General features: G+C 70.0%; 20 protein-coding genes. All 20 read left to right on the top strand.

The features are described from left to right. Window positions 1-61 precede the first annotated feature (61 nt). Window positions 62-979, top strand: a complete 918-nt coding sequence (locus OHA70_RS10485; RefSeq protein ID WP_328331094.1) for a phosphotriesterase family protein — start codon at window positions 62-64, stop codon at window positions 977-979. Further along, window positions 976-1344 carry a DUF1304 domain-containing protein gene (locus tag OHA70_RS10480; protein ID WP_328331092.1) on the top strand — a complete coding sequence of 123 codons (369 nt, stop codon included), beginning with the start codon at window positions 976-978 and terminating at the stop codon, window positions 1342-1344. Before OHA70_RS10485 ends, OHA70_RS10480 begins: the two co-directional genes overlap by 4 nt. 66 nt (window positions 1345-1410) lie before the next feature. After that, the gene (locus OHA70_RS10475) at window positions 1411-2805 is read left to right on the top strand and encodes an MFS transporter (RefSeq protein ID WP_328331090.1); all 1395 of its coding nucleotides are present in this window, start codon (window positions 1411-1413) and stop codon (window positions 2803-2805) included. A gap of 285 nt (window positions 2806-3090) precedes the next feature. Further along, window positions 3091-3996 carry an AfsR/SARP family transcriptional regulator gene (locus OHA70_RS10470; protein WP_328331088.1) on the top strand — a complete coding sequence of 302 codons (906 nt, stop codon included), beginning with the start codon at window positions 3091-3093 and terminating at the stop codon, window positions 3994-3996. 233 nt (window positions 3997-4229) lie between these two features. Beyond that, window positions 4230-5444, top strand: coding sequence for a hypothetical protein (locus OHA70_RS10465; RefSeq protein WP_328331086.1), 1215 nt, complete (start codon window positions 4230-4232; stop codon window positions 5442-5444). After that, window positions 5441-7111 (top strand): phage tail sheath subtilisin-like domain-containing protein, encoded by a 1671-nt coding sequence (locus OHA70_RS10460; RefSeq protein WP_328331084.1) that lies wholly within the window; start codon window positions 5441-5443, stop codon window positions 7109-7111. Before OHA70_RS10465 ends, OHA70_RS10460 begins: the two co-directional genes overlap by 4 nt. 14 nt (window positions 7112-7125) lie before the next feature. Further along, window positions 7126-7680 (top strand): hypothetical protein, encoded by a 555-nt coding sequence (locus tag OHA70_RS10455; RefSeq protein ID WP_328331082.1) that lies wholly within the window; start codon window positions 7126-7128, stop codon window positions 7678-7680. Window positions 7681-7690: 10 nt separating this feature from the next. Beyond that, on the top strand, window positions 7691-8134 hold the full coding sequence (locus OHA70_RS10450; RefSeq protein ID WP_328331080.1) for a hypothetical protein: 444 nt from the start codon (window positions 7691-7693) through the stop codon (window positions 8132-8134). Then, window positions 8134-9360, top strand: a complete 1227-nt coding sequence (locus OHA70_RS10445) for a hypothetical protein (protein WP_328331078.1) — start codon at window positions 8134-8136, stop codon at window positions 9358-9360. The genes OHA70_RS10450 and OHA70_RS10445 overlap by 1 nt, the downstream gene beginning before the upstream one ends. A 3-nt stretch (window positions 9361-9363) precedes the next feature. Further along, window positions 9364-9903 carry a hypothetical protein gene (locus OHA70_RS10440; RefSeq protein ID WP_328331076.1) on the top strand — a complete coding sequence of 180 codons (540 nt, stop codon included), beginning with the start codon at window positions 9364-9366 and terminating at the stop codon, window positions 9901-9903. A 28-nt stretch (window positions 9904-9931) separates the two neighbouring features. Beyond that, window positions 9932-10348: a hypothetical protein gene (locus OHA70_RS10435; RefSeq protein ID WP_328331074.1), complete on the top strand. Its 417-nt coding sequence runs from the start codon at window positions 9932-9934 to the stop codon at window positions 10346-10348. 16 nt (window positions 10349-10364) lie between these two features. Next, window positions 10365-14468, top strand: a complete 4104-nt coding sequence (locus tag OHA70_RS10430; protein WP_328331072.1) for a peptidoglycan-binding protein — start codon at window positions 10365-10367, stop codon at window positions 14466-14468. Continuing rightward, window positions 14465-15301: a hypothetical protein gene (locus tag OHA70_RS10425; protein ID WP_328331070.1), complete on the top strand. Its 837-nt coding sequence runs from the start codon at window positions 14465-14467 to the stop codon at window positions 15299-15301. The genes OHA70_RS10430 and OHA70_RS10425 overlap by 4 nt, the downstream gene beginning before the upstream one ends. A 2-nt stretch (window positions 15302-15303) precedes the next feature. Beyond that, entirely contained in the window at window positions 15304-16323 is a 1020-nt protein-coding gene (locus OHA70_RS10420; protein ID WP_328335087.1) for a hypothetical protein, read from the top strand. Further along, on the top strand, window positions 16320-17126 hold the full coding sequence (locus OHA70_RS10415; RefSeq protein ID WP_328331068.1) for a hypothetical protein: 807 nt from the start codon (window positions 16320-16322) through the stop codon (window positions 17124-17126). The genes OHA70_RS10420 and OHA70_RS10415 overlap by 4 nt, the downstream gene beginning before the upstream one ends. 76 nt (window positions 17127-17202) lie before the next feature. After that, a complete protein-coding gene (locus tag OHA70_RS10410) occupies window positions 17203-17535 on the top strand; it encodes a hypothetical protein (protein ID WP_328331066.1) in 333 nt (110 codons plus the stop codon). A 19-nt stretch (window positions 17536-17554) separates the two neighbouring features. Further along, window positions 17555-18049: a GPW/gp25 family protein gene (locus OHA70_RS10405; protein WP_328331064.1), complete on the top strand. Its 495-nt coding sequence runs from the start codon at window positions 17555-17557 to the stop codon at window positions 18047-18049. Next, window positions 18046-19626 (top strand): baseplate J/gp47 family protein, encoded by a 1581-nt coding sequence (locus OHA70_RS10400; protein ID WP_328331062.1) that lies wholly within the window; start codon window positions 18046-18048, stop codon window positions 19624-19626. Before OHA70_RS10405 ends, OHA70_RS10400 begins: the two co-directional genes overlap by 4 nt. Next, complete coding sequence (locus OHA70_RS10395; RefSeq protein ID WP_328331060.1) at window positions 19619-24001, top strand: hypothetical protein; 4383 nt, start codon at window positions 19619-19621, stop codon at window positions 23999-24001. The genes OHA70_RS10400 and OHA70_RS10395 overlap by 8 nt, the downstream gene beginning before the upstream one ends. Continuing rightward, window positions 23998-24948, top strand: coding sequence for a hypothetical protein (locus tag OHA70_RS10390; RefSeq protein ID WP_328331058.1), 951 nt, complete (start codon window positions 23998-24000; stop codon window positions 24946-24948). Before OHA70_RS10395 ends, OHA70_RS10390 begins: the two co-directional genes overlap by 4 nt. Window positions 24949-24951: the final 3 nt, after the last annotated feature.

Raw genomic sequence — 24951 nt, 5'->3', positions numbered from 1 at the left:
GTTGAGCCCGGTCAGGCATAGCCTGGCCGGGCTCAACTTCGCTTGTGGGGAAGGACAAGGCATGAAGGTCAGGACTGTGCTGGGGGACCTGCCGGCTGAGGAGCTCGGGGTCACCGACTCGCATGACCATCTGTTCTTCCGGAGTGCGTTGCTGCCGGGCCAGGAGCTTGATGACGCCGACGCGGCAGCTGCTGAAGTACGCGACTTCAAAGCCGCAGGCGGTCAGGCGATTGTGCAGTGGACGCCGTACGGGCTCGGGCGCCGGGCTGCCGACCTGGCCAAGATCTCTGCTGACACAGGGATTCACGTGGTTGCGGCGACCGGGTTACACCGGGCCGAGCACTATCCCGCCGGGCTGGTGGACGAGGTACGGCCGCGGCTTGCCGAGATCTTCGTCCGGGAGTTGACGGAGGGGATCGGCGACAGCGGGGTGAAGGCCGGGCTGATCAAGGTCGCCGGTGGCTTCCATGTTCTCGACGAGCATGCGCGGGTGGTGATGATCGCCGCGGCCGAGGCGCAGCACGCGACCGGCGCGACGATCGCGATCCATCACGAGTTGGGGAGCGCCGCCGACGCAGTACTGGATCTGCTGGTCGATGAGTCCGGAGTCGCGCCGGAGAGTGTGATCCTCGGGCATCTGAACAGGTTCCCGGACCATCGGTTCCATCTGGAGTTGGCCGCGCGTGGGTCGTTCCTCGCCTTCGACGGTCCGTCGCGGGCGAACAACGCGACCGATCCGCGGCTCTTCGACTGTCTGGCCGCGCTCATCGACGCCGGGTATGCCGACCGGCTGCTGCTCGGCGGCGACACGACCACCGCCCGGGCCCGCGCCGCCACCGGCGAAGGCCCCGGCATGCCCTATCTGCTCACCGGCCTGCGTCCACGCCTGATCCGCACCTTCGGCGCCGAAATCGCCACCCGATTGTTCGTCGACAATCCGGCTCGCGCCTTCTTGACTCGCGGTACCGTTCGCGAGTGAACACGATCGCGCAGATCTTCGTCGCCCTCGCCGGTGTCTTCCACCTCGCCGTCTTCGCCATGGAGAGCCTGCTCTTCAAGAAGCCGAGCACCTATCAGCGGTTCCTGATCCGGAACGAGGCCGAGGCAGCGATTGCCAGGCCGTGGGCCTTCAACCAGGGCTTCTACAACCTGTTCCTCGCCCTCGGCGCGCTCGGCGGACTCATCGCCGGTGGCGACAAGGGGCACGCGATCGCGCTGTTCTCCTGCGCGTGCATGGCCGGCGCCGGCCTCGTGCTGATCGCCTCCGACCGCCGGATGGCCCGCTCGGCCGCGCTGCAGGCGGGACCGCCGATCATCGCGCTCGTCCTCGCCGCCGTTCTCTGAGTTCTCAAGTGCACTTGAGGTCGTCGCGTTGACTTCAAGTGCACTTGATGTCGGAGGCTGCTCGGCATGACGACAACCGCCGACCAGCCGGCCGACACCACGATCGAACCCCGGGCCACCAGCGTGCTCGCGCCGCAGTACCGGGCGCTGACGATCGGGATGGTCGCGCTGATCACCCTGATCGCGTTCGAGAACCTCGCCGTCACCACCGCGATGCCGACGGTGGCGCAGGCGCTCGACGGGCTGGCGCTGTATGCGCTCGCGTTCGGCGGACCGCTCGCGTCGAGTGTGGTCGCGATGGTCGTGTCGGGCACCTGGAGTGATCTGAAGGGGCCGATCCGGCCGCTCTGGTACGGCACCGGGTGGTTCCTGGTCGGGCTGATCATCGCCGGGGCCGCGCCGACGATGGAGGTGCTGGTCGCCGGGCGCATCATCCAGGGGTTCGGCGGCGGCCTGGTCACGGTCGCCCTGTACGTCGTCGTCGGGCACCTCTACCCGTCGGAGCTTCGGCCGCGGATCTTCGCCGCCTTCGCGACCGGCTGGGTCGTACCGTCGCTGATCGGGCCGGCGATCGCCGGGTTGATCGTCGAGCACGCGAGCTGGCGGATCGTGTTCCTCGCAGTACCGGCGCTGGCGATCCCTGCGGTGCTGGTGATGCGGCCAGGGCTGGCGGGCGCCAACTCCGGGTCGGAGGTGCGGGAGGGATCCTTGTGGGACCGGCAGGCGCTATGGGCAGTTGCGGCCGCGGTGGGCGTCGGGGTCTTGAGCTACGGCGGTCAGCAGCGCGGACTGCTTCAGCCGGTCCTGGTGGTGCTCGGGCTAGTGGCCGTGGCGGTCTTCGCGCCGAAGTTGCTGCCTAGGGGAACGTTCCGGATCGCCTCCGGACTGCCCGCGGTCATCGTGTTGCGCGGTCTCGTGGCGGCCGCGGGGTTCGGCGCCGAGGTGTTCCTGCCGCTGATGCTGACCCGCGAGCGTGGCCTGTCGCCGGCCTTCGCAGGGCTGGTACTGACGGTCAGCGCGCTGTCTTGGACGTCGGCCTCGTGGTACCGCGGCCGGCCGAAGCAGCCGTTCTCGCACGCGGTCTTCCTGCAGGCCGGCATGGTCTCGATCGTGCTCGGCATCGTGACCGCGACGCTGACCCTCAACCCGCACGTCCCCGTGCTCGTCGGCATCCTCGGCTGGGGGCTGACCGGACTCGGGATGGGCATCGTGTTCCCGACCGTCTCGGTACTGATCCTCGAGTACTCGAGCCGCGAAGAACAAGGCTCGAACAGCTCCGCCCTCCAACTCAGCGACGCCCTCGCCACCGCCACCGTCCTGGCCATCGGCGGCACCCTCTTCGCCGCCATCTACCCCCACTCACCCACCACGGCCTACCTCACCGCCTTCGGCCTACCCGCCCTGCTGGCTTTGGCAGGCGTCTTCGCCGGCCGCCGGACTGCTAGTCCTTCGCTCCCGTAACCGCGATGCCGGCGCCGAGGCCGATGATCGCGGCGCCGGGCCTTTTCATCAGTCGAACACTCGCTTCAAGCAGGCAAGACGCGGAACCTCCCGTAAATCAAGGGGAAATCGGGCCGCCGCTCGCATCTTGCCGGGAGCGACCGGGGCGCGCATCCTGGAAGGACACCAATCACACGCGCCGCTCGGGGGGCCGGACGTTGCGTGCCGGCGGTGTGTTCGGCCGGCGGGGGGACCGGGGTCGCAGAGGCGCCCGGGTCGCTGGTCGTGTGGGGGGAGGTTTCTGCTGTGCTCGAGCTTCGTGTCCATTTGTTCGGGCCGTTCCAGATCGTGTCCGCCGACCGTGAGGTGGCCGGGTCGATCCTGCGGAAGGCCCAGGAACTGCTGGCACTGGTGCTGCTCGCACCACAACGCAATGTCCGAAGGGAGTTGGCCGCTGAGGTCGTCTGGCCGGATGCCGGGCCGGAGGCGTCCCGCAAGGCGATCCGGCAGGCGCTCTGGCAGATCCACCAGGTCACGGACCCCGATGGGCAGGACAGTCAACGGCTCGTCCTGACCGACGGGGACCTGCTGCGGGTGAATCCCGACCGTCCGCTCTGGACGGATGTCGACGCGTTCACCGAGCGGGCCCGGACCGCGCAACTGACCCGGACCGAAGATCTCACCGACGCCGACCTGGTCACGATGGACCAGGCCAGCGCGCTGTACCGCGGCCCGCTGCTGACCAGTTGCTACGAGGAGTGGTGCCTGGCCGAGCGGGCTCAGCTGGAAGATCTGCACATCACGCTGCTCGACAAGCTCAGCAGCGGCTGCGAACGTCGGGGCCGGCCGGAGGCGGCGATCCAATGGGCGCAGAAGCTGCTGGAGATCGAGCCGGCCCACGAGCGCAGCCACCGTCGGTTGATGCGCCTGTACTACCTGACCGACGACCGAACCCGGGCGCTCCGCCAGTACCGCCGCTGCCAGCAGGTGCTGGCCGACGAGCTGGGGGTGTGCCCGCAGGCGAGGACGGAAGCTCTGGCCGTCGAGATAGGAACCGGCAAGCCGCCCTCGCCTGTCATCGTTTCCGGCCACAGCCCACCTCCTGCCGATCTCGGACCGCCTGCGGCGCTCGACAGCTTCCGTGCCGAACTGGCGGCGCTCCGGGCGAGCGTGGACGCCATCAGCCGCCAGCTCCGCAACTCACCTGCCTGAGCTCCACCCCGGACGGGCCCGTCAGCCGCATCCGAGGTACCGAGCCGGCACCGGTTGGGAGACAACCGGCCCGACCCCAGTCGTGGGGTCGGGCCGGTTTGTCGTGGGAGGCGTTCGGGAGACGGCGGGGAGACGGCGCCGAGACCGGAGGCGAGTGGAGTGGGGAGGCGGAAGGGCTCGCGAGTGGGCTCGCGAAGGGGGAATCGCGGACCGATGAAGCGGCAGCAGACAGTGTGAACGCCGACGGCAGTGGGGGAAGCGGTGGACCGGTCAGCTCGATCGACGACGACCTCGTGTCGGCACGCTCGTTCGTGGTCCGGGCGCTGCTCGAACCAGCCGATGGTCTGGCCGTCGGCTGGGCGGGTTTCGTCACCGACGCGGTCACCGGGCAACGGCAGGGCTGGCGGCGGCCGGCCGACATCGCGCGGTTCATCGAGCGGCAGCTGGCGGTCGCGGTGCCCGCTGTCCCACGTCGACGGAGGCTGGCCGTGGCCGGACCTACGTTGACCGAGGTGGTGGCCGACATGCTGGCCGTACTGGGCGCGCGGCTGCCGGCGACGATACCGGCGTTGCCACAGCCCAATGTGACCCTGGAGCGAGTCACCGAGAAGCTGGCAGGCCTGGGCAACCAGACCGGCGCCGAGTCTGCCGCCCTGGGGGTACGTACCTTGCGGGCCGGGCGGCTGGATGCGCGGGTCAGGTTCCAGCTGTGGGGCGGTACGGCGCCGCTGGTCGACTCCGCGGTGCTGACCCTGCACTCCGACCTGCTGGACGACCGGGAGGAGTTGCGGTCGGCGGGCTTCCTGCGGTTCAACGTCGCCGACACCCCGCCTGCCGAGGAGTTCGACTCCCTCACCGCCTGGCGCAAGACCACCAGCTTCGACCTGCTCTACGAGTACCGGTATGACGCGGGCGATGACGCGGACAGCCTGATCACCCGGATTCAGGTGACCACCGATCCGGAAGAGTCGCCGAGTCCGGCCCGCGAGCAGGAGACCGTCACCGACGACCTGGTTCGCTGGGACGACCAGGAGACGCCTGAGTTCGTCCTGACCGGTCCCGCGACGATCCGCCGGATCAGCGCACTCGTCTTCCAGGCCGGCCCACCGCTCGGCGGCGCGGTGACGGTACGCCGTACCGACGCCTCCGGCGCGCCGCCTGTCGTCCAGCCCGACCTGGCGAGCTTCCTGGCCGCCATCGGGCCGGCCGAAGTGACCCTGTCACCAGGCGTCTTCTTCGCCAGCCTCGGGCCGGCCGGTACCGGGCTGACGCTCGGCGACTGGAACGTCGACGCGGTGCCGGACGAGTACGCCGGGTTCAACCGCGTACTGGACCCGCCGATCGGGCTGCTGGCCAGATCCGACCGGCTGAGCATCACCTACTCGGGGCCTGGCCTCGACCAGACCGCCGTGGTCTACCTACGGCTCACGGAGAAGAGGGAGACATGACCGAAGCAGTTCTGCCCGGCGTACTGATCGAGGTGCGACCCGAGGCACTCATCGTCCCCGGTGCCGTCACCGTCGGAAACCTGGGAGTCGTCGGCACGGCCGGCAAAGGCCCGATCGGCGTACCGCAGGTGCTCGGTAGCTACCCCGACGCGCTGACGAAGTACGGCGGCTACGACCGTTGGGTCGACGGTGCCTCCGGCGAGCTCACGCTGACCCGGGCGATCGAACAGGCCTACAAGTACGGCGCCACGACCGTCTGGGCGGTACGGATCGCCGACAACAACGCTGCGCCCGCAGTGGTCGACCTGGCCTCGCCTGGTGGACCCTGTGTGCAGCTGACCGCCAAGTCGCCCGGCACCTGGGGCAACGCGCTCACAGTCGCAGTGTCGACCGCAGACACCAACGCCCAGGTCCGCAGCGAAGAGGTCGCCGGTACGCCGCCGACACTCGCGCACGCACCCGTGATCCAGAGCGCGACCAACCGGATCGTCGTACGGCCCTCTGCTGGTGGTGCTGACCAAGTGCCGGGCATCGTCTACGACGCGCCGCCCAACCCGACTCAGGTAGGCGTCAACACAGCGAGTGGCGAGCTGACCTTCGGTACTGCTCCTGCTGCCGGCGATGTAGTGCTTGCCACTTACACAGTGGCCAAGTCGGCCGCCCGCAAGGTCACCGTGAAGCTCGGCATCCAGGCGGAGGAGACCTACAGCGTCGTCTCCGGCGACGACCTCATCTCCGACCTGGCGAACTCAGCACTCGTCAGTGGGTCAGCACCGGCCTCGCCACCGGCTCCTGCGGCCTACCACCCGGATGAGCTGCCCGACGCGGTTACTGCGACTCCATTTGTCGGCGGGGCGAACGGTGCCGCGGGTGCCGACTACCAGACAGGCTTGGACGCGCTGCTCGGCGTAGAAGCGCACATCATCGTCGCGGCCGGACAAGACCAGACCTTCGGCGACGACCTCGCAGCACACTGCGCGGCAGCCTCCGGTGACGAGATCAAGCGGGAGCGGATCGCAGTAGTCGGTACTGCGCCTGCCACCGACCGTCCGACGTTCCTGTCGAACACGTCGGCCCACAGCCTCAACAGCGACCGCCTCCTGTTCGTCGGACCCGGCATAGGCACAGCCGACCGATCTCAGAGCCCGCCGCTGCCCGTAGTACTGCCGGGCACGTACGCCGCCGCCGCAGTGGCCGGGCTGTTGGCGTCGCAGCCGGCGCACATCAGCCTCACCAACAAGGTGCTCGCGGTCGACAAGCTGGAGCACGACTTCAGCAACGCGGAACTCAAGCAACTCGTGCTGAGCCGGGTGCTCACCCTGGAGAACCGGCAGGGCTTCCGGGTCGTGAAGGGCATCACCACCTCGACGAACACCGCGTGGACGCAGATCACCACCCGGCGGATCGTCGACTACGCCAAGCTCGGCGTCCGGTCCGCGGCCACGCCGTACATCGGGCTGCTGAACAACGAGCGGGTCCGGGGCGCGTTGCGAGCGACGATCAACGGCTTCCTGGCGTCGATGGTGACCAGCGAGATGCTGGTCAGCTACCAGCTCGACGTGCACGCCAGCCGGGACGACGAGATCCGCGGCCGCGCGCTGGTCGACCTCGTCATCCTGCCGACCTTCAGCATCGACTTCATCGTCGTCACCATCTTCCTCGGCTAACGGTAAGGACAGTCATGGCACTCACAGAGGTGTTCACGGGTGCGCACGGCACCCTCACGCTGGCCAGCGAGGACACGCCGGAAGGCGCGGACGCGAAGGCCATCGTCGACACGTTCGCGATCCAGACCGTCGGCCGGCTGAGCGACGTGAAGGTCCGCGTCGACACCGCGCTGAAGGAGTTCTACGAGGTCGGCCGTAGGCACCCGGTCTCGCTCAGTCCGGGCGACATCGCGATCTCGGGCACGGTCGGCCGGGCGTACGTGAACGGCGCGTTGCTGTTCCTGCTGCTCGGCCGGGGCGCGACCCCGACCGCGACGCCGGAGCCGTACGTGCAACCGACCTTCAGCATCACGCTGCGGCTGAGCGATCCGGCCCGGCCGGCCAACTCGCTCAGCCTGGAGCTGGGTGGGGTGAAATTCTCCAACTGGAGCTGGTCGCTGCCCGAGGACGAGTTCGTGATGGAGAACCTGTGCTTCAAGGCGCTGACCGTCCGGGTCGTCGACCGGGACGGCTCCGGCGGCGACGCCGGTGGTGGCGAGGCGCCGCCAACCAACGTCGCCTTCGCCTGAGGCCGGCGCCATGCTCACCGCGGACGATCTGCTGGCCGGAAGCGCGCTCACCCACGAGGTCGAGCTGCCACCCGGCGGACCGGCCGGTGCGGTCACCATCCGGCCGCTGACCGTCCGGGACGTGCAACGGATCGCGCACGCCTCCCGCGACGACCGCGAGCTGGCGGCCGGGTTGATGATCCAGCAGGCGCTGGTCGAACCGGTTCTGACGGTGGACCAGGCCGGCCGGTTGCCGGCCGGGCTGGCGCGTTTCCTGGTCGACCGGATCAACGAGCTGAGCGGGATCGACACGCCCCGCGACCGGCTCGGTGAGCTGGTCCAGACACCGCTGGCCAAGGCGTGCTTCGTGCTCGCCGACGAGTTCGGCTGGACCCCGGAGGAGGTCAGCGCGATGACGGTCGGCCAGATCCTGATGTACGTCGAGATGGCCGGCCGCAGCGCCGAGGTCAGCTGATGTCCGCCCTCGCCCACGCCGGCGCATTGGTTGCCTGGCGCAACAAGATGCAGGAGGAGGCGGACCGGCTGGATCGCCTCGGGCCGGCCGTCCGGGCCTGCCGGGCCGCCGCGGTACCAGTGCCGAGTCTGGGTGGTATCCGGTTGCTCGGGGTGGGATCGCCGGCTGAAGTGGTGGAGGAGACAGAGCAGGCGGCTTGTGCGGTAGTGGAACCGTCCAGGAAGCGGCGGAGGGTGGCCACGCCTGAGGTAGACGGCGGCCCTTCGGTTGCTGTGGTCGGTGAATCGGCTTGTTTTGTTGACGAAAGGCGGCTCCGTGCGCTGGCCCAGGCGCCACAGCGGACGGAGGCGGTACCCCGGGCGGATCCTTGGCCGGTACGGCGGCCGCGGCTCCGGGCGGTTGGGGCGGCGGACTGTCCGTCCGGGGTGCCGGAACGGGTGGTTGAGGCCGGTGAGGTCCCGGCGCTGCTGAGTGCGGCGGTGGGACGGCGGATCGCTGCTGAGCCGGATCGGCTTCTCGACGTACTGCGGTGCGCGCCGCGGGGTGGTCAGATGGCGCCCGCGGAGTTGCTGAATCGGCTACGGCTGGTGGAAGAACCGGCTGAGGCAGGTCCTGCTGGCATCGAGGACGGCCGTCTCTCCGGGAGCTCGGAGTCCGGTTCGCGTGAAGGCGTGCGCGGTGGGCCGGCGACGGGCGGTGCCGAGGCGCCGGGGCCCGGGTCGCGTATGGCGGGCTCGGACAGGTTGCCGTCGGGCTGGGCGGACACGGCACCGGAGGTCGAGCGGCGCGGGCCAGAGCTGGGGAGTTCGGGGGGACGGGCCCGGGCGGGCCGACGGGGCAGGGCGGACGCGGCAGGTGAGCGGAGCGAGTCGGGTAGGTCGGGCGGTTTGAGCGAGCAGCCGAGGTCGGGCTGGTCGGGTGAGTCGGATGGGCCTGGTGGGCTGCCTGGGTCGAGTGGGCTGGCGGGGCTGAGTGAGCCGGGTCAGCCGAGTGAGCCGAGTGAGCCGATCGGGTCGGGGCAGTCGGTCGGGTCGGGTCGGTCGGCTGGGTCGGGATGGCCGGGTGAGTCGGGGCGGTCGGGATGGCCGGGTGAGCCGGACAGGTCGGCGGAGTCGGATGAGGTGGGTCGGGCGGGTGGGCCTGGTGGTTGGGATGACTCGGATGTGGAGCGGGTGCTGGAGCGGGTGCTCGGGGACGCGGCTCGGCGGTACGGGATCGAGGTGTGAGGGATGCGGCCGATGTTGGCGGGCACCGAACTGCCGCAGGTACAGGAGATCGGGACCAGCGATCGCCGGGCGCTGGCGGAGCACAAACCGATCGGCAAGGACGGCAGCCTGCTGCAGAACCTCGGGCGGGCGCCGACGACCGTCACGGTGACCGGCGTCGCCACCGACCCGAAGGCGCTGGAGCTGGTCGAGACGTTGAAGAAGGACCTGCGGACCGGGAAGGCGGTTCCGTTCGTCGCGGACATCACCACCGACTGCGCGATCGACGCAGTACTGATCGACGACCTGCAGGTCCGGCAGCTGGCCGGCCGGCCCGACCGGTTCGGGTACGTGCTGACCCTGCGGGAGTTCATCGAACCGGTCGAGCCGGCCGCCGCGGACCCACTCGGCGACGACATCCTCGGCGACGCGACCGACCTGCTGGGCGGCGTACTGGACGGGCTCGACTTCGCCGTGCCGTTCGCGACCGGTCTGGAGCGGTTCGTCGAGCCGCTGAACGAACTGCTGGACCGGCTGACCAAGTTCGCGGCAGACCTGCCGTGACCGGAGCAACCAGGGGGAGAAGAGGACGATGGCCGACGAGAACCTGTTCGAGCAGCTGAAGACGGTGCTGGCGGACCTGAAGAGTTTCCTGGACACCAATGTGCCGACGATCAAGCCGGCGATCCAGGCGATCGCGTCGCTGGTCCCGCAGGTGAACGACCTGCTCGACCAGCTGATCGAGTTGATGAACAAGCTGAAGGCCGCGCTGGAGAACCTCGACGTCGGGGCGATCCCGGGTCTGGCCGAGGTGTCGGCGTTCACCAGCAAGATCCCGGCCCTGCTCGACGCGGCGAAGAAGCTGCTGCCGAACGAGACCGCGAGCATCGACTCGATCGCGAGCATCACCGACGTGGTCACCGGGCTGCCGAGCGTCGACGCCGTGAAAGCCGAGATCCTCGCCCTGATCGCTGCCATCGTCGCGCACCTGAACAGCCTGAAGGGCTGACCCGATGGTCCGGCCGATGCTGGGAGACCTCGAGCTGGAACAGGTCCAGCTGGTCGAGACCGGGGAGGACCAGGTGGTCACCCGCCACCAGGTCCCCGGGCTCGAGGGGGACTTCCTGCAGGACCTCGGCCGGCGCGCCGCCCAGGTCCGGCTGACCGGGGTGCTGACAGCCGCGGACACGCTGCCGCACCTGGCTGACCTGCGGAAGAGTTTCCACGCCGGCGAACCGGTCGCGTTCGTCTCCGACATCACTTCGGCGACGCTGGTCGACCGGGTGCTGATCGAGCGGATGGACGTCCGCGAGGCGGCCGGCCGGCCGAACGCGTTCGAGTACCGGTTCGCGCTGCGCGAGTTCCTGCCGGCCGAGAAGATCGACACCGAGGACGTGATCATCCCGCCACCACCGCCGCCGGACGTGGAGACCGGCAAGCTGTCGGTGACGGTCGTGGTGGAAGGCGATCCGGCCTTCGACATGGATCGCGTCAAGCTGACCGTGCACGGGGTCGAGACCGAGTCCACGAAGGAGCTCGACCGGACCCTGACCAACCGGATTCGCCCGGACGTCTGGTTCGAGGACCCCTTCCCGGCCGGCGAGTACACGGTCGACGCGCTGGTCGACGACACCGCGACGCCGACCGGTCAGCGTGAGGTTCTGACCGGCTCGGCGGCGGTGAAGGTGCAGGACGGCCAGGTCGCGGCGGTGACGGTCATCCTGCGGCGCGGGGCGAAGGTCGGTACGGTCTTCGCGATCCATTTCCGCTTCGACAAGGCATTCGTCGAGCCGTGCCTGCGACACGTGTTGCAGGCCGCGGCGGCGTACTCCGACAAACATCCCGACGAGGTACTGGTCATCTCCGGGCATACCGACCTGGTCGGCTCACCGGCGTACAACCAGGCGTTGTCGGAGCGGCGCGGGCGGGCGACGTACGCGATGCTGACCTTCGGCAGCGAACCGCAGAAGTCGATCGCCGAGTGGAACGAGCTGCGCAAGGAACGCCCGAGCGGCACGATCACCACCGTCCGGGACACCTGGGGGACCCGCGAGATCCAGCACATGCTGCAGGACCTCGGCCTGTACCTCGGCAATGTCGGCAAGACGTCCGGCGAGGACGGCACCCTCACCGACACGGCGATCAAGAAGTTCCAGCAGGACCACGGTCTGGCCGCCGACGGCATCGTCGGCGACGCCACCTGGCCGGTCCTGATCGAGGCGTACCTCGGCCACGAACCGCTCAACCTCCCCACCGCCCGGCTGCTACCGAACAAGAACGCGACCGGCTGCGACTCGGGTCCGTTGCGCTGGCTCGGCTGCAACGAGCAGGACCCGGTGTTCGTCACGGAGGACGCCCACCGGCCGAACCGGCGGACCGAGCTGATGTTCGTGCACGAACCTGTGATGCCGTGCCAGGTACCGAAACCGGTCACGCTCGACCTCGTCCCGGAAGGCGCGGGCGGCGGTGGCTGGTGCCTCGACGACGGTACGGCGACCGCCGTCAACTGCTTCGTCGTCCCGTGGGACAAACCGTGCCCGACCGGTCCACCCGACCCGAAGCGTCCCTGGTGCCGCAAGCCGGCCGAGCAGGGTTCCTTTGTGGTCCAAGGCCGGATCCACTTCGAGGACGGCACGCCCTTCGTCGGCAAGTACATCCTGATCGCGGCCGACGGCGAGTACATGGACGACGAGGCCCACAAGACCGCCGGCGCGACTCCGGCCGGCACCCCGATCCCCGGCCGGACCCAGGCCGACGGAAGCTTCGAGTACAAGAAACAAAAAGGCCCCGGCACCTTCAGCATCGAGGTCGACGGCCCCTTCGTGGTCAGCGCCGGAACCCAGTCCCTCGACGACGTGAAGGGCAACGCCGTCTGCTTCCGGCTGGACGGCTCGGCCGACGCCGACATCGTCGTGGTCGACCGGGCGGTCGCGTTCGTGCAGCCACAGATCATCCTCGACCAACCGCCCGCCCCGCCGCCCGGACCACCTCCACCGGCACCGCAGCCGACGGTCACCGGGCTGGACGCGGTCGTGGTGAAGAAGGCGACGACGGTTCCGGCGCGGCGCCCCGTCGTGCTCAAGTGCTCGACCGCGTTCAACGGTTCCGGAGCCTTGACGATCGCGCTCGCCGACCGGATCAAGTTCTTCGACGCGGTCACCGCCGGTGGCGTGGTGGCCAGCGGCGCGACCTTCACCAGCGCGCAGTTGCTGGCCGGCGTGACGATCTTCGCCGAGGGCGCGAAGGCGAGCGACAAGGTCGGCGATGTCGTGCTCACCCTGAGCCTGACCGTCGACGGCAAGAAAGGGCTGGCGGCGAAGAAGGCGATGACGGCCGTCGAACTGTTCCTCGACCTGCACCAGAGCCGCACCTCAACCGCCGCCGATCCGTTGCCGCTGACCGCCGCGACCAAGATGAACCCCGGCCGGTTCGTCCACCTCCAGGACACCGACCTGCACCACGGCCGCGCGATGATCACCGTCCGGCCGCCCAAGCCGGCCGGCTTCACCGGCACGTTGGTGCTCAGCGCCTTCGACGTCCTCGACGCCACGCCGCGCGAGAAGCTCTTCGCCGCCGCGGACGAGGTTGCCGCCGCCGGCCAAGCCTCGCTCGGCGCGAGCGTCAAGGTTCCCGCCCCGATCCCGGCCGCCGGGGTGAAGTTCTGGGTGGAGGGCGCCAAGGTCAGCACCACGATCCGCGATGCCGGGTTCCAGCTCGGCGTGGACGGGCTGGAGGTCGACGGCGACCGGGTCCGGATGACGGTGGTCGAGTTCAGCAACCTGGTCGCGACCATCCCCGGTACGCCGCCGAAGATCGCCCGGCTGGCCAACGGCCCGACCGCCGACCACACCTTCACCGTCGGCGCGAAGGGCTTCGACGAGGACCCGACCGTCAACCTCCCACTGCCGCTGTTCGAGAACGCCGTCACCCTCGCGGCACCGGTCCGCCTGACGGTCGACGTCAAACCCGCCGGTACGCCGGTCAGCTGGGACGCCCAGCGCGCTTCCGGGATCCCCGCCGCGAACGGTGGTGACGACGCGGCCGCGATCGTCGCCCTGCACACGGCCAAGAAGCCGACCGTGAAAGTTGTCACCGGCAACAATCTGCAGGCGACCCTGCTGGCCGACAACTGCGGCACCTTCCACGTCCGGCCGTTCGTGGACGGTAACGGCAACGGCATCTTCGACCACAAGATCGACCGCGAGCCGAACCGGATCCTGAACCTGGTGCTCGGCCAGGCCACGCTGTTCCTGGACAGCTCGGTCGCCAGCGACGCGAACCACACCGTCGCCCCGGTGGTCGGCGGCGGGATCGCCACCTCGTCGGGGTCCTTCGACATCGCCAACCCGGCCACCGCCGCGCTGCACATGAACGCCCAGGTGGACGTCGTCACCGGTGGCGCCGACGGGCGCCGGATCATCGGCCAGTTCTTCGGCGGCTGGGTCAACAACCTGACCGCCGGTACCACCTTCAACGCCGCGTACACCGACCCGGCGGTGACACCCAACAAGGTGCACCCGGCCCCCTTCGTGCTGGCCTCGAACCGGGCCCTGGCGACCGGGGCGGCCACTTCGTTCGTGGCCGGCGACCCCGCCCCCGCACTGGTCGTGCCGGCGATCCTCGACACCGGCCGGACGCCGGGTGAAGGCGCCGGTGGCGACACCGCGACCCTCGGCCGGAGCCGGATCCGGTCCCGGACGAACCAGCCGGCCGGGCAGCGCTGGATCGTCGAGGCGGTCGACAGCCCGGGCGCCCCGGCCGGGGCCGTCCGCCCGACGCACCCGACCTTCGCCACCGCGAAGCTGTCCAGCCTGGAGGTCAAGATCAGATTCAGCTGCCACTTGGTGCTGTGGACCAACCAGAACGCGGTCAGCGGCGCCAGCCCGGTCGCGACTCCCGCTGTCCAGGCTGCCAACCGGTCGTACGTCGTGCTGGAGCGGCTCAACTGGCAACTCGACGGGAAGTGGTCGCTGGACATCGCGACCGGCGCGATCACCCAGGTGAGCGCGCCCAAGACGGTGCTGTCCGGCAAGACCAAGACCTCACCGGCGGTGGTCGCCTCCGGTGCCGCCGTCGAGGTCCGGCCCCCGGCGGCCGTCCCGCTGGCCACCAGGGATGCGCGCTTATGACAACGACACCGGTGATCTCGGAGTACGCCGCGGCCGGCCTGGTCGTGCACTTGCGGATCGAGGACGAGCAACTCCCGGCCTGGCAGGGCGCAGTCAGCAGGACGGGCACGCTCGGCGTCCGGGTGCTGGAGACCTTCAAGGGCGCGGTGGCGGCGAGTGGCGTGGTCGAGCTGCCCATCGTCGAACACGGCGGTGGCGGGCTCGTCTTCGACAGCTACGGGATCTGGGCGCCGGTCCCGACCGCCCCTGGGACCGAGCTGGTCGCCTTCTGCGACGGGATGAGTCCGGACCTGGCGAGCCAGGTATCCGACGAGCACTGCTCCTCTTTGGTCGTTGCCGAGGTGGTGCTGGCCGATCTGCGGCTGGTGGCCGGGCGGCGGCCGATGACGGCCGATCAGTGGCTGGCAGAGGCGGATCGGGTTCGGTCCGAGGCGGGTGCGCTGTTCGCCCGGTTCGTCTGGGTGCAGGTCCGGGACGCGGTCGTCGCGTCGGCGGATCGCTTCAACCTGCTGATGCGGATCGCGGAGGACGGCCGGTCGCGGACCGAGGCGCAGGACGCGTACCTGCTGGCGGCGTACGAGGACGCGACGGTCACCGGCGAGCTGCCGACGCCGTCGCGGGCGCGGCTGGTGCGGGCGATGTTCCGGGCCGCTTTCGATCCCGGCAGCTCGGCGTTGCGGGAGCGGTTGCTGGAGACGTTCGTGCCGAATCTGCTGCAGGCGCCCACCCGGATCGGCGTACCGGAGGTCTTCGCGGACCAAGCCGAGTTGGAGCTGCGAGTTCGTGACGAGCAGCTGCCCGGCGTACTGCGGGACTGGATCGGGGGCGCGTGAGCATGTTGCGGCCGGCGTACCGGATCGTGGTGGGGGACAAGGTCGTCGATACGACGGTCGAGGCGAAGGCCAGTACGGCGATCGAGTTGACCGTGCGGCTGGATCTCGATACGCCCGCGGACTCGGTGACGTTGCGGCAGGGGCAGGTCGGCGGGTTGCGGGCGCAGCCTGGTGATGAGCTGTCGGTCGATCTCGGGTACGCCGATGAGGACCAGCAACTGTTCCGGGTGCTGACCGGGAGCGTGGTCGCGGTCGAGCCGGGACTGGAGGTCAAGCGGATCACCGGCCACTCGGGTGGCGGCAAGTTGCTGAAGACCTTTGTGGACAAGACGTTCGAGGACACCACGGCCGGCGACATCGTGCGTGCGCTCGCGTCCGAAGCGGGGATCGAGGTCGACACGGTAGAAGACGGGCCACCGTTCCCGGCGTACGTGGTCGACGGGCGGCGGCCGATCGCGCGGCACCTGCGGGACCTGGCGTATCTGGCCGGGTTCGACACCTACGTCACCGCTGACGGCAAGCTGGTGTTCGAGGGGTTCAGCGGGAATCGGACGGTGCACAAGCTGAAGTACGGGGAGCACGTGCTGGCGGCTGAGCTCCAGCGGGTCAGCCCGCGCGCGGGAACCGTGCAGGTATGGGGAGACAGCCCTGGCTCCGGTGGCGACGAGTCCTGGGCCTGGCTGACCAAGGACTTCGGGCCGCGGCACGGAACCTCCGGTACGACGAAGCCGATGCTGCTGATCGAGCGGCCGGCCGTCCGGACCAGCAAGCTCGCCGCGGCCGTAGCGGCCTCGGCGGCCGAGACCTTGACCGAGCAGGCGTTGCGTGGGCGGGTCCGGATTCAGGGCCGGCCGCAGTTGTTCCTCGGGGACCTGATCCGGCTCGAAGGCTTCCCGGACAAGGCCGGCGTCGATGAGCTGGAAGGGACCTACCAGGTCCGCGGCGTCCGGCATCAGCTGACCAAGGCCGGCGGGCTCATCACCGACGTCGAGTTCCGCAGCCTGCAGGGGGTGGCACCGTGAGCACCATCGTCGACACCATCGCCGCGATCGTCCGCGACGAGCTGGCCGGGCACCGGACCACCGAGCTCGGCGTGGTCACCGCGGTCCACCCGCACACCGGGAAGGACGACGACGACAACTACGGCGTCGACGTCAAGCTGCGCGGCAGCGGACTGGAGCTGAAACGCGTCCCGGTCGGCACCGGACATGTCGGCAGCGTCGCGATCCCGAACGTGAACGACCTGGTGCTGCTCGCCTACGACCACGGTGACGTGAACGCGCCGATCGTGATCGCCCGGCTGTACGACGATGTCGACCGCCCACCGCTGTCGACGACCGGCGAGCTCGTCTTCCGGCTGCCGCTCGCCGAGGCGGACGACAAGTCGGTCCTGGGCGCGATCCGGAACCACCAGGACCAGGACCCGGCCCGCGAGCTCGTGATCGAGATGCCACCGAAGATCACCGTCCGGATCATCGACGGAACGGTCACCGCGACGGCCGGCAAGACCGAACTGAAACTCGACCAGTCCGGCGAGAGCGGCGGCACGGTCAAGGTGACGGCCGGCCGCACGACCATCACTCTCACCCAGGACGGCGACGTCGTACTGGACTCAGCCGGCTCGGTCTCCTTCAAGGCAGCCCAGGACCTGACCCTCGAGGCCAACGGCAACATCACCCTCAAGGCCGGCCGCAACGTGTCCGTCGAGGCGAGCTCCCGGGCCACCCTCAAGGGCAGCCTCCAGGCCACCGTCGAAGGCGGGGCCGGCGCAACCCTCAAAGGCACCAGCGTCACGGTCCAGGGGACCACCTCGTTCAGCCCGTGAAGACGCGGGCGAGACGGCGGGGAGACCGGGGGTGCGTAGGAAGGGGAGGGGCAGATTGTGAGTGGGGGAGGTCGGTATGCCGGGATTGCCGGTGTCGGTGGGGGCGTCGGTGATGGTGACGCCTGGTGCCGCCGGCGCGCCCGACAGCGGGACGATCATGGTGGTGCTGCCGCCGTTCGTCACCGCCGGTGGGATGCCGTTGGCCACCAGCGGCTCGATCTGCTTGATGGTCAACTCGTTCACCGGTGTGCCCTATCCGCTGGTGATCGGGCCGCTGGCGAGTTCCGGCGTCAAGGTCGGCGGCAAGGCGCTGGTCCGGGTCGGCGACCGGATCCCCTCGCCCCCCGGAGTACTGCTCGTGCTCGGCCCACCCGCGGCCACCTACCTCACGGACGGCTGGCCGCCGTGACCAGCACTAGGAGGCTGTGATGGAACCCGACGCTCTGTTCGGCGCCGACCTGCGGTTGCTGGGCGATCTGGAGTTCGCCGAGCAACGCGAGCGCGGCACCGATCTGCTGACCGCGAACCGGCCGGTCTCGTCGAAGGCCGACCTGCAGCGGCTGACCGGCAAGGAGGACCTCCAGCAGGCGTTGCTGCTGCGCTTCCTCACCCAGGTCGGCGAACTGGCCCACCTCGGCCATCCGGAGTACGGCAGCCGGCTGCACGAGCTGGTCGGTGAGCCGGACACCGAGGCCATCCGCAACCGCGCCAAACTCTTCGCCCTGCAAGCGCTGCAGGGTGAACCGCGGATCGCGGCGGTGCAGTCGGTGACGGTGAAGACGGGCCGCGGAGCGCGCCGGGCCGGCCGGGTCGACCTCAGCGGCGAGACCTGGCTGGAGATCGTGGCGGTGGTGCTGCCCATCGGCGAAGCCACTCCACTGAACCTGGTGATACCGGTCGACCTCGGCGGGAGCGTGGCATGAACGGTGACACCGCAACGCTGATCCACCGCCCGTACGGCGATCTGGTCGACGACATCCTCACCTCGGTCGTCGGCGGCGTCGTGAACGAGCCGATCGAGTTCGACGTCAAGGTGCTGACCTACCCGCTGGCCGAGCCGGCGGGCGGCGTCCGCGGGATCACCGGTACCGCGGAGGACGGCAAGCCCCGGACGTTCGTGCTCGACATCGACTTCACCTTCGGCGCCGGGACGAATGTGGTGATCTGGCTCGAGGACGGCACCCTGCCGAAGGGCGACACCACCTTCTACGTCGACTACTTCCGGATCGAGAGCCGCTCGCCGCTGAGCGACATCAATGTCGGCAGCGTGACCCGGACGCTGTCCGAGGCGGTCGGGCGGGAGATCGCCACGGTCTACCAGCAGATCAACCTGGCCTACGAGTCCGCGTTCGTCGATACCGCGGAGGGCAAGTCGCTGGACTACGTGGTGTCGATTCTGGATGTCCATCGCAAGTCGGCCGAGTTCGCCGAAGGGCTGATCACCTTCTTCCGCTCCACCGGTTTCGACGGCAACATCACCATCCCGGTGGGGACCAGGCTGTCCGGTGGTGGAGTCGTCTTCGTCTCGACCCAGCAGCGGACGTTGCAGCGCGGCCAGGTGCGGATCGACGTACCGGTCCGGGCCGACATCGGGTTCGCGGGTGACGCGGGGCTGGTGGCGGCCGGCGTGATCAACGAGATGTCCCAGCGGGTGGGTGGGATCGAACGCGTCACGAATCTCGATCCGACCATCCGCGCGGCGGCCGATGAGACGGACGAAGAACTGCGCGACCGGGCCCGGGCGGCGTTGGGCGCGTTGGGCAAGGCGACGATCATGGCGCTCCAACGGGTGATCCTGGAGGGCGACGGCGAGCCGGTCGAGTTCTTCGATCCGAACGGCCCGCCGGCCAACCGGTCGGACCCGGGCACGGTCACCGTGGTGGTAGATGCCGAGCCCGAACGGCTGCCCGGTCTGACGGCTGCCGTGCACGAGACCCGGGCGGCCGGAGTACTGGCGACGCTGGTCGCGCGGTACGTCTTCATCACCCCGCGGATCACGGCCACGATCACCCCCAACATCTCGGCGGCCGGGCAGGCCCAGATCGCCGCGGACGTGGTGGCCGCGTTGCAAGCGGTCGTCGACGGCCTCACCGCCGGTGGCGCCGCGGACGGCGCGGCCCTGCTCACCGCGGTCAAGGGTGTCGACGACATCCTCGACGCCACCATCGTGGATGTCGTCGTCGCCCGGGCCGACCTGTCCGGCGATACCGGTGACGGCACGTTGATCGACGCTCTGCTCACCGCGGTCGCCACCGCGCCCGCCGATGGTCTGCGCGCCGCGCTGACGGCCGCAGTCGAGACTGCCGGCTCGCAGGCTCCCACCGGTGCGCGGATCCCCGACCGTTCGCTGCTGCTCGGGCCTACCGGCGTACCGGCCACCGACGAGGAGATCGAGGCGGGCACCTTCAGCGTCTCGGCGACCGTCGACGGCGAGCAGTGGTGGATCGCGCTCGACATGACCGCGGCGGACGTCGCCTGCCAGGAGGCCCCGGGTGCCTAAGGCCGACCGCATCCTCGCGAACCTGCCGCCGACGTTCCGGACGCTGGGCGATCCGTCCGCGCTGCGGGCGCTGGCGGACGCGTACGGCGGTGAGTTGCAGGCGGCCGAGAACAGCCTGGTCGCGGTGATGCGATCGCACTGGGTCGACTTCGCCGACGCCGGCGAATCGGTGATCCAGGACCTCAGGTTGTTCGGTGCGCTGTACGGGCTGGCGCCGCGGCCGGACGAGTCGGTGGAGGAGTTCCGCGAGCACCTGCTGCGCTACGTGAAAACCTTCCTCGACGGCACGGTCACCGTTCAGGGCATCCTGCGGATCACCGCCGAGACGCTCGGACTGCACATCGAGGACGAGGCGCTGGACAGCTGGTGGACGCCAGGGCGTGAGCCGATCCTCGTCACCTCGTTCCCGTCCGGCGCTGACGCGGCCACGCTCGTGCTCGGGCAACCCGCTGTTGACCGGTACGGCGCGGACGCGACGCGCGCGACCCTTGCCGGTGAGGTCGACCTGCGCGGCGGCGTCGACCTGAGCGCGCGGGAGACGCTGTGGATCGCCCTCGACGGTGGCGGGGCGCAGTCGATCGAGCTGACCACCGGCGCGGCCGATCCCGCGAAGGTGACGCCGGCGGAGATCGTCGCCGCGATCCACGACCAGCTCGGCGTGGCAGGGATCGCGAGCCTGTCCAGCGGCCGGTTGCGGCTGAACTCGCTGACGGCCGGCGCGGCCGGGGCGATCACGGTCGACGACGGGCCGGGTGACGCGGCGGATCTCGTGCTCGGGCTTCGGCCCAGGCTCTATCACGGCGCCGAACCCAGCCATGCCGTCGTGACCGGCCGGGTGGATCTCAGCACCGCGGTCGATCTGACCGGTCCGCGCTATCTGCGAATAGTTGTCGATGGCAATCAGCTGGCCGAGATCGACTGCGCCGGCGCGGCAGCGGATCCAGCCGCGGTCGAGATAGGCGAGATCGTTGCCGCGATCAACACCGGATTGGGGGTGCCGGTCGCCACGGACGACGGCCGGTTCCTCACCCTCACCTCGCCGACTCCGGGCGCGGCCGGGCAGATCGCCTTCCAGACCCCGGCAGCCCAGGACGCGACAGCGCGGCTGTTCGGCCAGATCGCGCCGATCGCGGTGGGCGAGGCTGCCCGAAGTGCGCGCGTCGCCGGCGATCGGGATCTCGGCGCCGGGGTCGATCTCCAGGACCGGTCGAGTCTCCGGCTCGCCGTGGACGCGGAGCCGCCGGTCACCCTCGACCTGGCCGGCACCGACCCGGCCGCCACTACGCCCGCCGAGCTCGTTGCCGCGATCAACGAAGGTCTGGGCGACGCGGTCGCCAGTCATGACGGCAGCAAACTGACCCTGACCTCGTCGAGCCCTGGACCCGCCGGCCGGCTGCGTGTCGAGGAAGTCGCCGGCGACGTCGCGGAAGACATCCTCGGCCTGCGCCCCCGCAGCAGCCGGGGCAAACCGCCGGTGACCGCATCCTTCACCGGTGCTGCGGACCTGTCGGCGAAGGTCGACCTGTCCGCTCGTCACACCCTGTCGCTGGCCGTCGACGGCGCCGAGCCGGTCGAGGTCGACCTTCGCCGGGGAGTCGCCGATCTGACCCAGGCGTCCGTGGACGAACTCGCGACCGCCATCAACGCCGCCGTCGGGCAGGAGATCGCGAGTGACGACGGCGCTCACCTGATCCTGGTCTCACCGACGGATGGCGCCGGTGGAAGCGTGCGGGTCGTACCGCAACGCAGTACGAGCCGCAGGCGTTACCTGACGCGGGCCCGGGTCACCGATGACGCTGCTCAGTCAGTCCTGGGATTCACGGCCGCTCGCGCCGTCGGTACTGCGGGCGAGGCGGCCGAGCTCAGCGGCAAGAACGACCTGAGCGGCGGCGCCGACCTCAGCACCAACCACTACCTCCGGATCCACCTCACCGAGACGACCCCGACGGGCATCGCGACGGACGACGGCCTCGTCCTGGACGTCGACTGCGCCGGCCCCCGCAGCCGCGCCACCACCCCGACCGAGATCGTCGCCAAGATCAACACCGCCGTGGAAGCCGCACTGCCGGCCCCGCCCCCTGGCGAGACGGTGCCGGCGCTTGCGTTCACCGATGGCAGGACGTTGACGCTTCGCTCGGCCGCCGTGACGAGCGGCCGAGTGCCTTCGATCGTGCTGGAGGCCCCCCGGCAGCGGGATGCCCTGGACCAGGTCCTGAAGGTCGAGCCGGGGCTGACCCGTGGTGCCGCGCCAGGCGGAGTCCGATTCACGGGCACGGTCGACCTGTCCGCCGGAGTCGCCCTGCCTGCCGACGCCGCGATCCGGCTGGCCGTCGACGGCGGCGCGGCGATCGACATCCCGCTCGGCGATCCAGCCGGCCCAACGCCACGCAGCCTCAGTCAGTTGGTCGCCGCCATCAACGTCGCGCTGGTCGCCCAGGTAGCCGCCCACGACGGCATCCACCTGCTCCTCACCTCGCCAACCGTCGGTGCCACCAGCCGCCTGGAGCTGTCGCCTCCCACCACCGGTACCGACGTCGCTCCAGAAGTCCTGGGCATCGTTGCGCCGCGCACCTACCGAGGTGGCGCGGCCACCCCGGCAGAGGTGATCGGCCGAATCGACCTCACCGGCCCGGTCGAGTTGTCCATTGCCAACCAGTTGACGGTCGCGGTCGATGGCGGCCCAGCAGTGGTTGTGGACCTCACCACGGCGGCCGCCCATCCGGAGGCGGTGACGCTCTCGGAGCTGGCCACCGCGATCAATGCGGCGACCACCGCCAACGCGTCATCGGTGGCGATCCCGAGCGGTCTGGCTCTGCGGATCGCCTCGCCCACCAGCGGTTTGTCCAGTCGCATCGAGGTCAGCCGCACCGGTACCGGTGACGCCGCCCCGCTCCTCTTCGGCGAAACGTCAGCCACCGGCAAGGCGCCGGGCCCAGCTGTCATCGACGGCACCGTGGACCTCCTCGCCCCGCTCGACCTCGCCAAGCGATCCGTACTGCGTCTGGCGGTCGACGGCGAGCCGCCCTTCGACGTGGACATCGCCGGCGCCACTCCAGCCACCACCTTCGCCGGCGAGATCGTTGCCGCGATCAACGAGATCGCTCCCGGCCTCGCGACCCTCACACCGGAGGACAAGCTGCGCCTCACCTCCCCGGCCGATGGCGCGGACAGTGCGCTCGAAGTGATCCCGCTGCGCTTCCTCGAGGTGGCCGAGTATCCGGCCCAGCCCGCCTGGGCGTCCGGACCCGTTGCCCACGGCACCGTTCTGCGCTTCCGCAACGCCGGCGCCTCCGACGTGACCGGGCGGGTGACCCTGACCACTGGGGCCGGCGTGTCCGACCCCCGGATCGCCGACCCGGTGGCCGGTTGGTCGATCCGGATCCGCGAGGCGATCGGCGCCGGCGGCACCTGCACGATCGAGCTCGCCGACGACGGCACGGTACGCGCGGTGATCACCGAGAACGGGGCCTCACGGCCCGCGGTGACCGTGGAGACGGCCGGCACCGGCCTGCTCGGCGTACGGCGCGGTTTGAACGGGTGGAGTTTCTCGGAGTGCCGCGCCGCTCGCTTCGATGCCGCGTACTTCGAGGCCGACCGCTTCGCGGGTGGCGCCGGGAGCGAGGAAGCCGTCTTCGGCCTGAGCTGTTTTGGCCCGCAGGGCGCGCAGCCCAACGCCGTCTTCGCTGCCGCCGTGGTCCGTCGGCCGACCGCGGAGATCCGGGTCGACTGGGACTCACACCAGGCCGGCGCGTTCTCGGTCAATCTCCCGGCCGAGCTGGACGACCGTTTCGGCGTCGCCTTCGGAGCCGGCGGTGCCGGTGCCACCGCGACCGGAAACGGCCGGTTCGGCGCGGCCGTGCCCGAGCTGCATGCCGGGGTGGTCGCCGAGCCGCTGACGGACGAACAGTTCCTGGTCGATCGGCTGAACGATCTGCAGACCGGCTCGAAGCTGGTGATCGCGAAACTCGCCGACGTCGTGCCGATCGGCTGGCGGGCCGTCGCGTTGCCGTTCCGCGAACCCGTCCGGCTGACGGGCGGCCGGCCGGGCACAGCCGCCCGGATGTTCCTGTCCGAGCCCGGGCTGGCCGGCTTCATCGAGCTGTCCGCCGCCGAAGAAGGCGCCTGGGGCAACGAAATCCGGATCACCGGCCGGGCGTCCGGCCCGGCCGTCTACGACCTCGAGGTGGCCTTCCCCGGTGGCCGCTTCGAGTCCGCCCGGCAGACCGTGTTCGGGCCGCCGCTGCCATCGCTCGCGGCCGCCCTGCTGCGGCCCGGACCGATCGGCGTCGGCCTCGCGAAGGCGGCCGGCATCCATGCAGACGTGACCAGGGACCGGGTGGCCGGACCTGCACAGACGGAGGAAGAGAACCCATGACCGAGACCACGCCGTACGTCGAGCGGGCACCCGGTGACCTGCTCACCGCCGAGGACTGGAACACCGTCCAGCGCAAGATCTACGCCGACATCCGGACCACGTCGCAGGCAGCCGCCGACGGGGTCACCCACGTCGCGACGGCCGACGATGCGGATCACCTGGAGGGCAAGGACCTGAACGCGCTCACCGACGAGGTGACCCGCCGGGTGCTCGACCAGGTCCGCGGCCGGACCGGGTACCAGCAGCTCTTCAAGATGCTCAAGAAGGACGACATCACCGAGCTGGTGCACAACCTCGGCAGCTGCCCGCTGGTGGACGTCTACGAGCTGGACTACTTCAAGGTGGTCTGCCGCGAGGACGACGAGACCCGGCTGGCCTTCGCGACGTTCTATCTGCACCATCGCAGCGAACGCCGGGTCCGGGTCCGCAACGCGGCGAACGCCCAGGTCGCGGTCGACATCCAGCCGAAGGACTTCCCGGAGCTGGGCATCCAGTTCTCCGACCTTCTCACCCGCTACCAGGTGCCGTACACGGACAGCTCGTCGCTGGACGACCTGGAGACCGAGTTCTGGAAGGCGTTCTTCAAGGATCCGAACGACCAGTTCGGCGACGACACGTACTGCCACTCGCCCTGGTTCGAGCGCTGCTGCAAGCAGAACACGACCGTCGAGGAGCTGAAGGCCAGCGGTGACTGGAACGACCTGCTGTTCCAGTTCCGGCCACGCAAGACGGTCAACTTCCCGGCCGGCCCCGCCTTCGGCAACGACAACCAGGTCCGCATCCCGGCGCCGGCGAACCTGCAGGTCCAGCACCTCGACCTGAACCGGACAGCTGTCTGGTTCCCGGGCGACGCGGTGCACGGCGGGCCCGAGGTGGGCGAGGTCGCCGACTACCTGGAAGGCGACTACGGCGACGAGCTCGCGGTCATGATCCTGCTCAAGGTCTGACCC

This window comes from Kribbella sp. NBC_00382 (assembly GCF_036067295.1).
Classification (GTDB): Bacteria; Actinomycetota; Actinomycetes; order Propionibacteriales; family Kribbellaceae; genus Kribbella.
The sequence above is the reverse complement of the archived record's forward strand: the minus strand, read 5'-3'. Positions and strand labels throughout refer to the sequence as shown.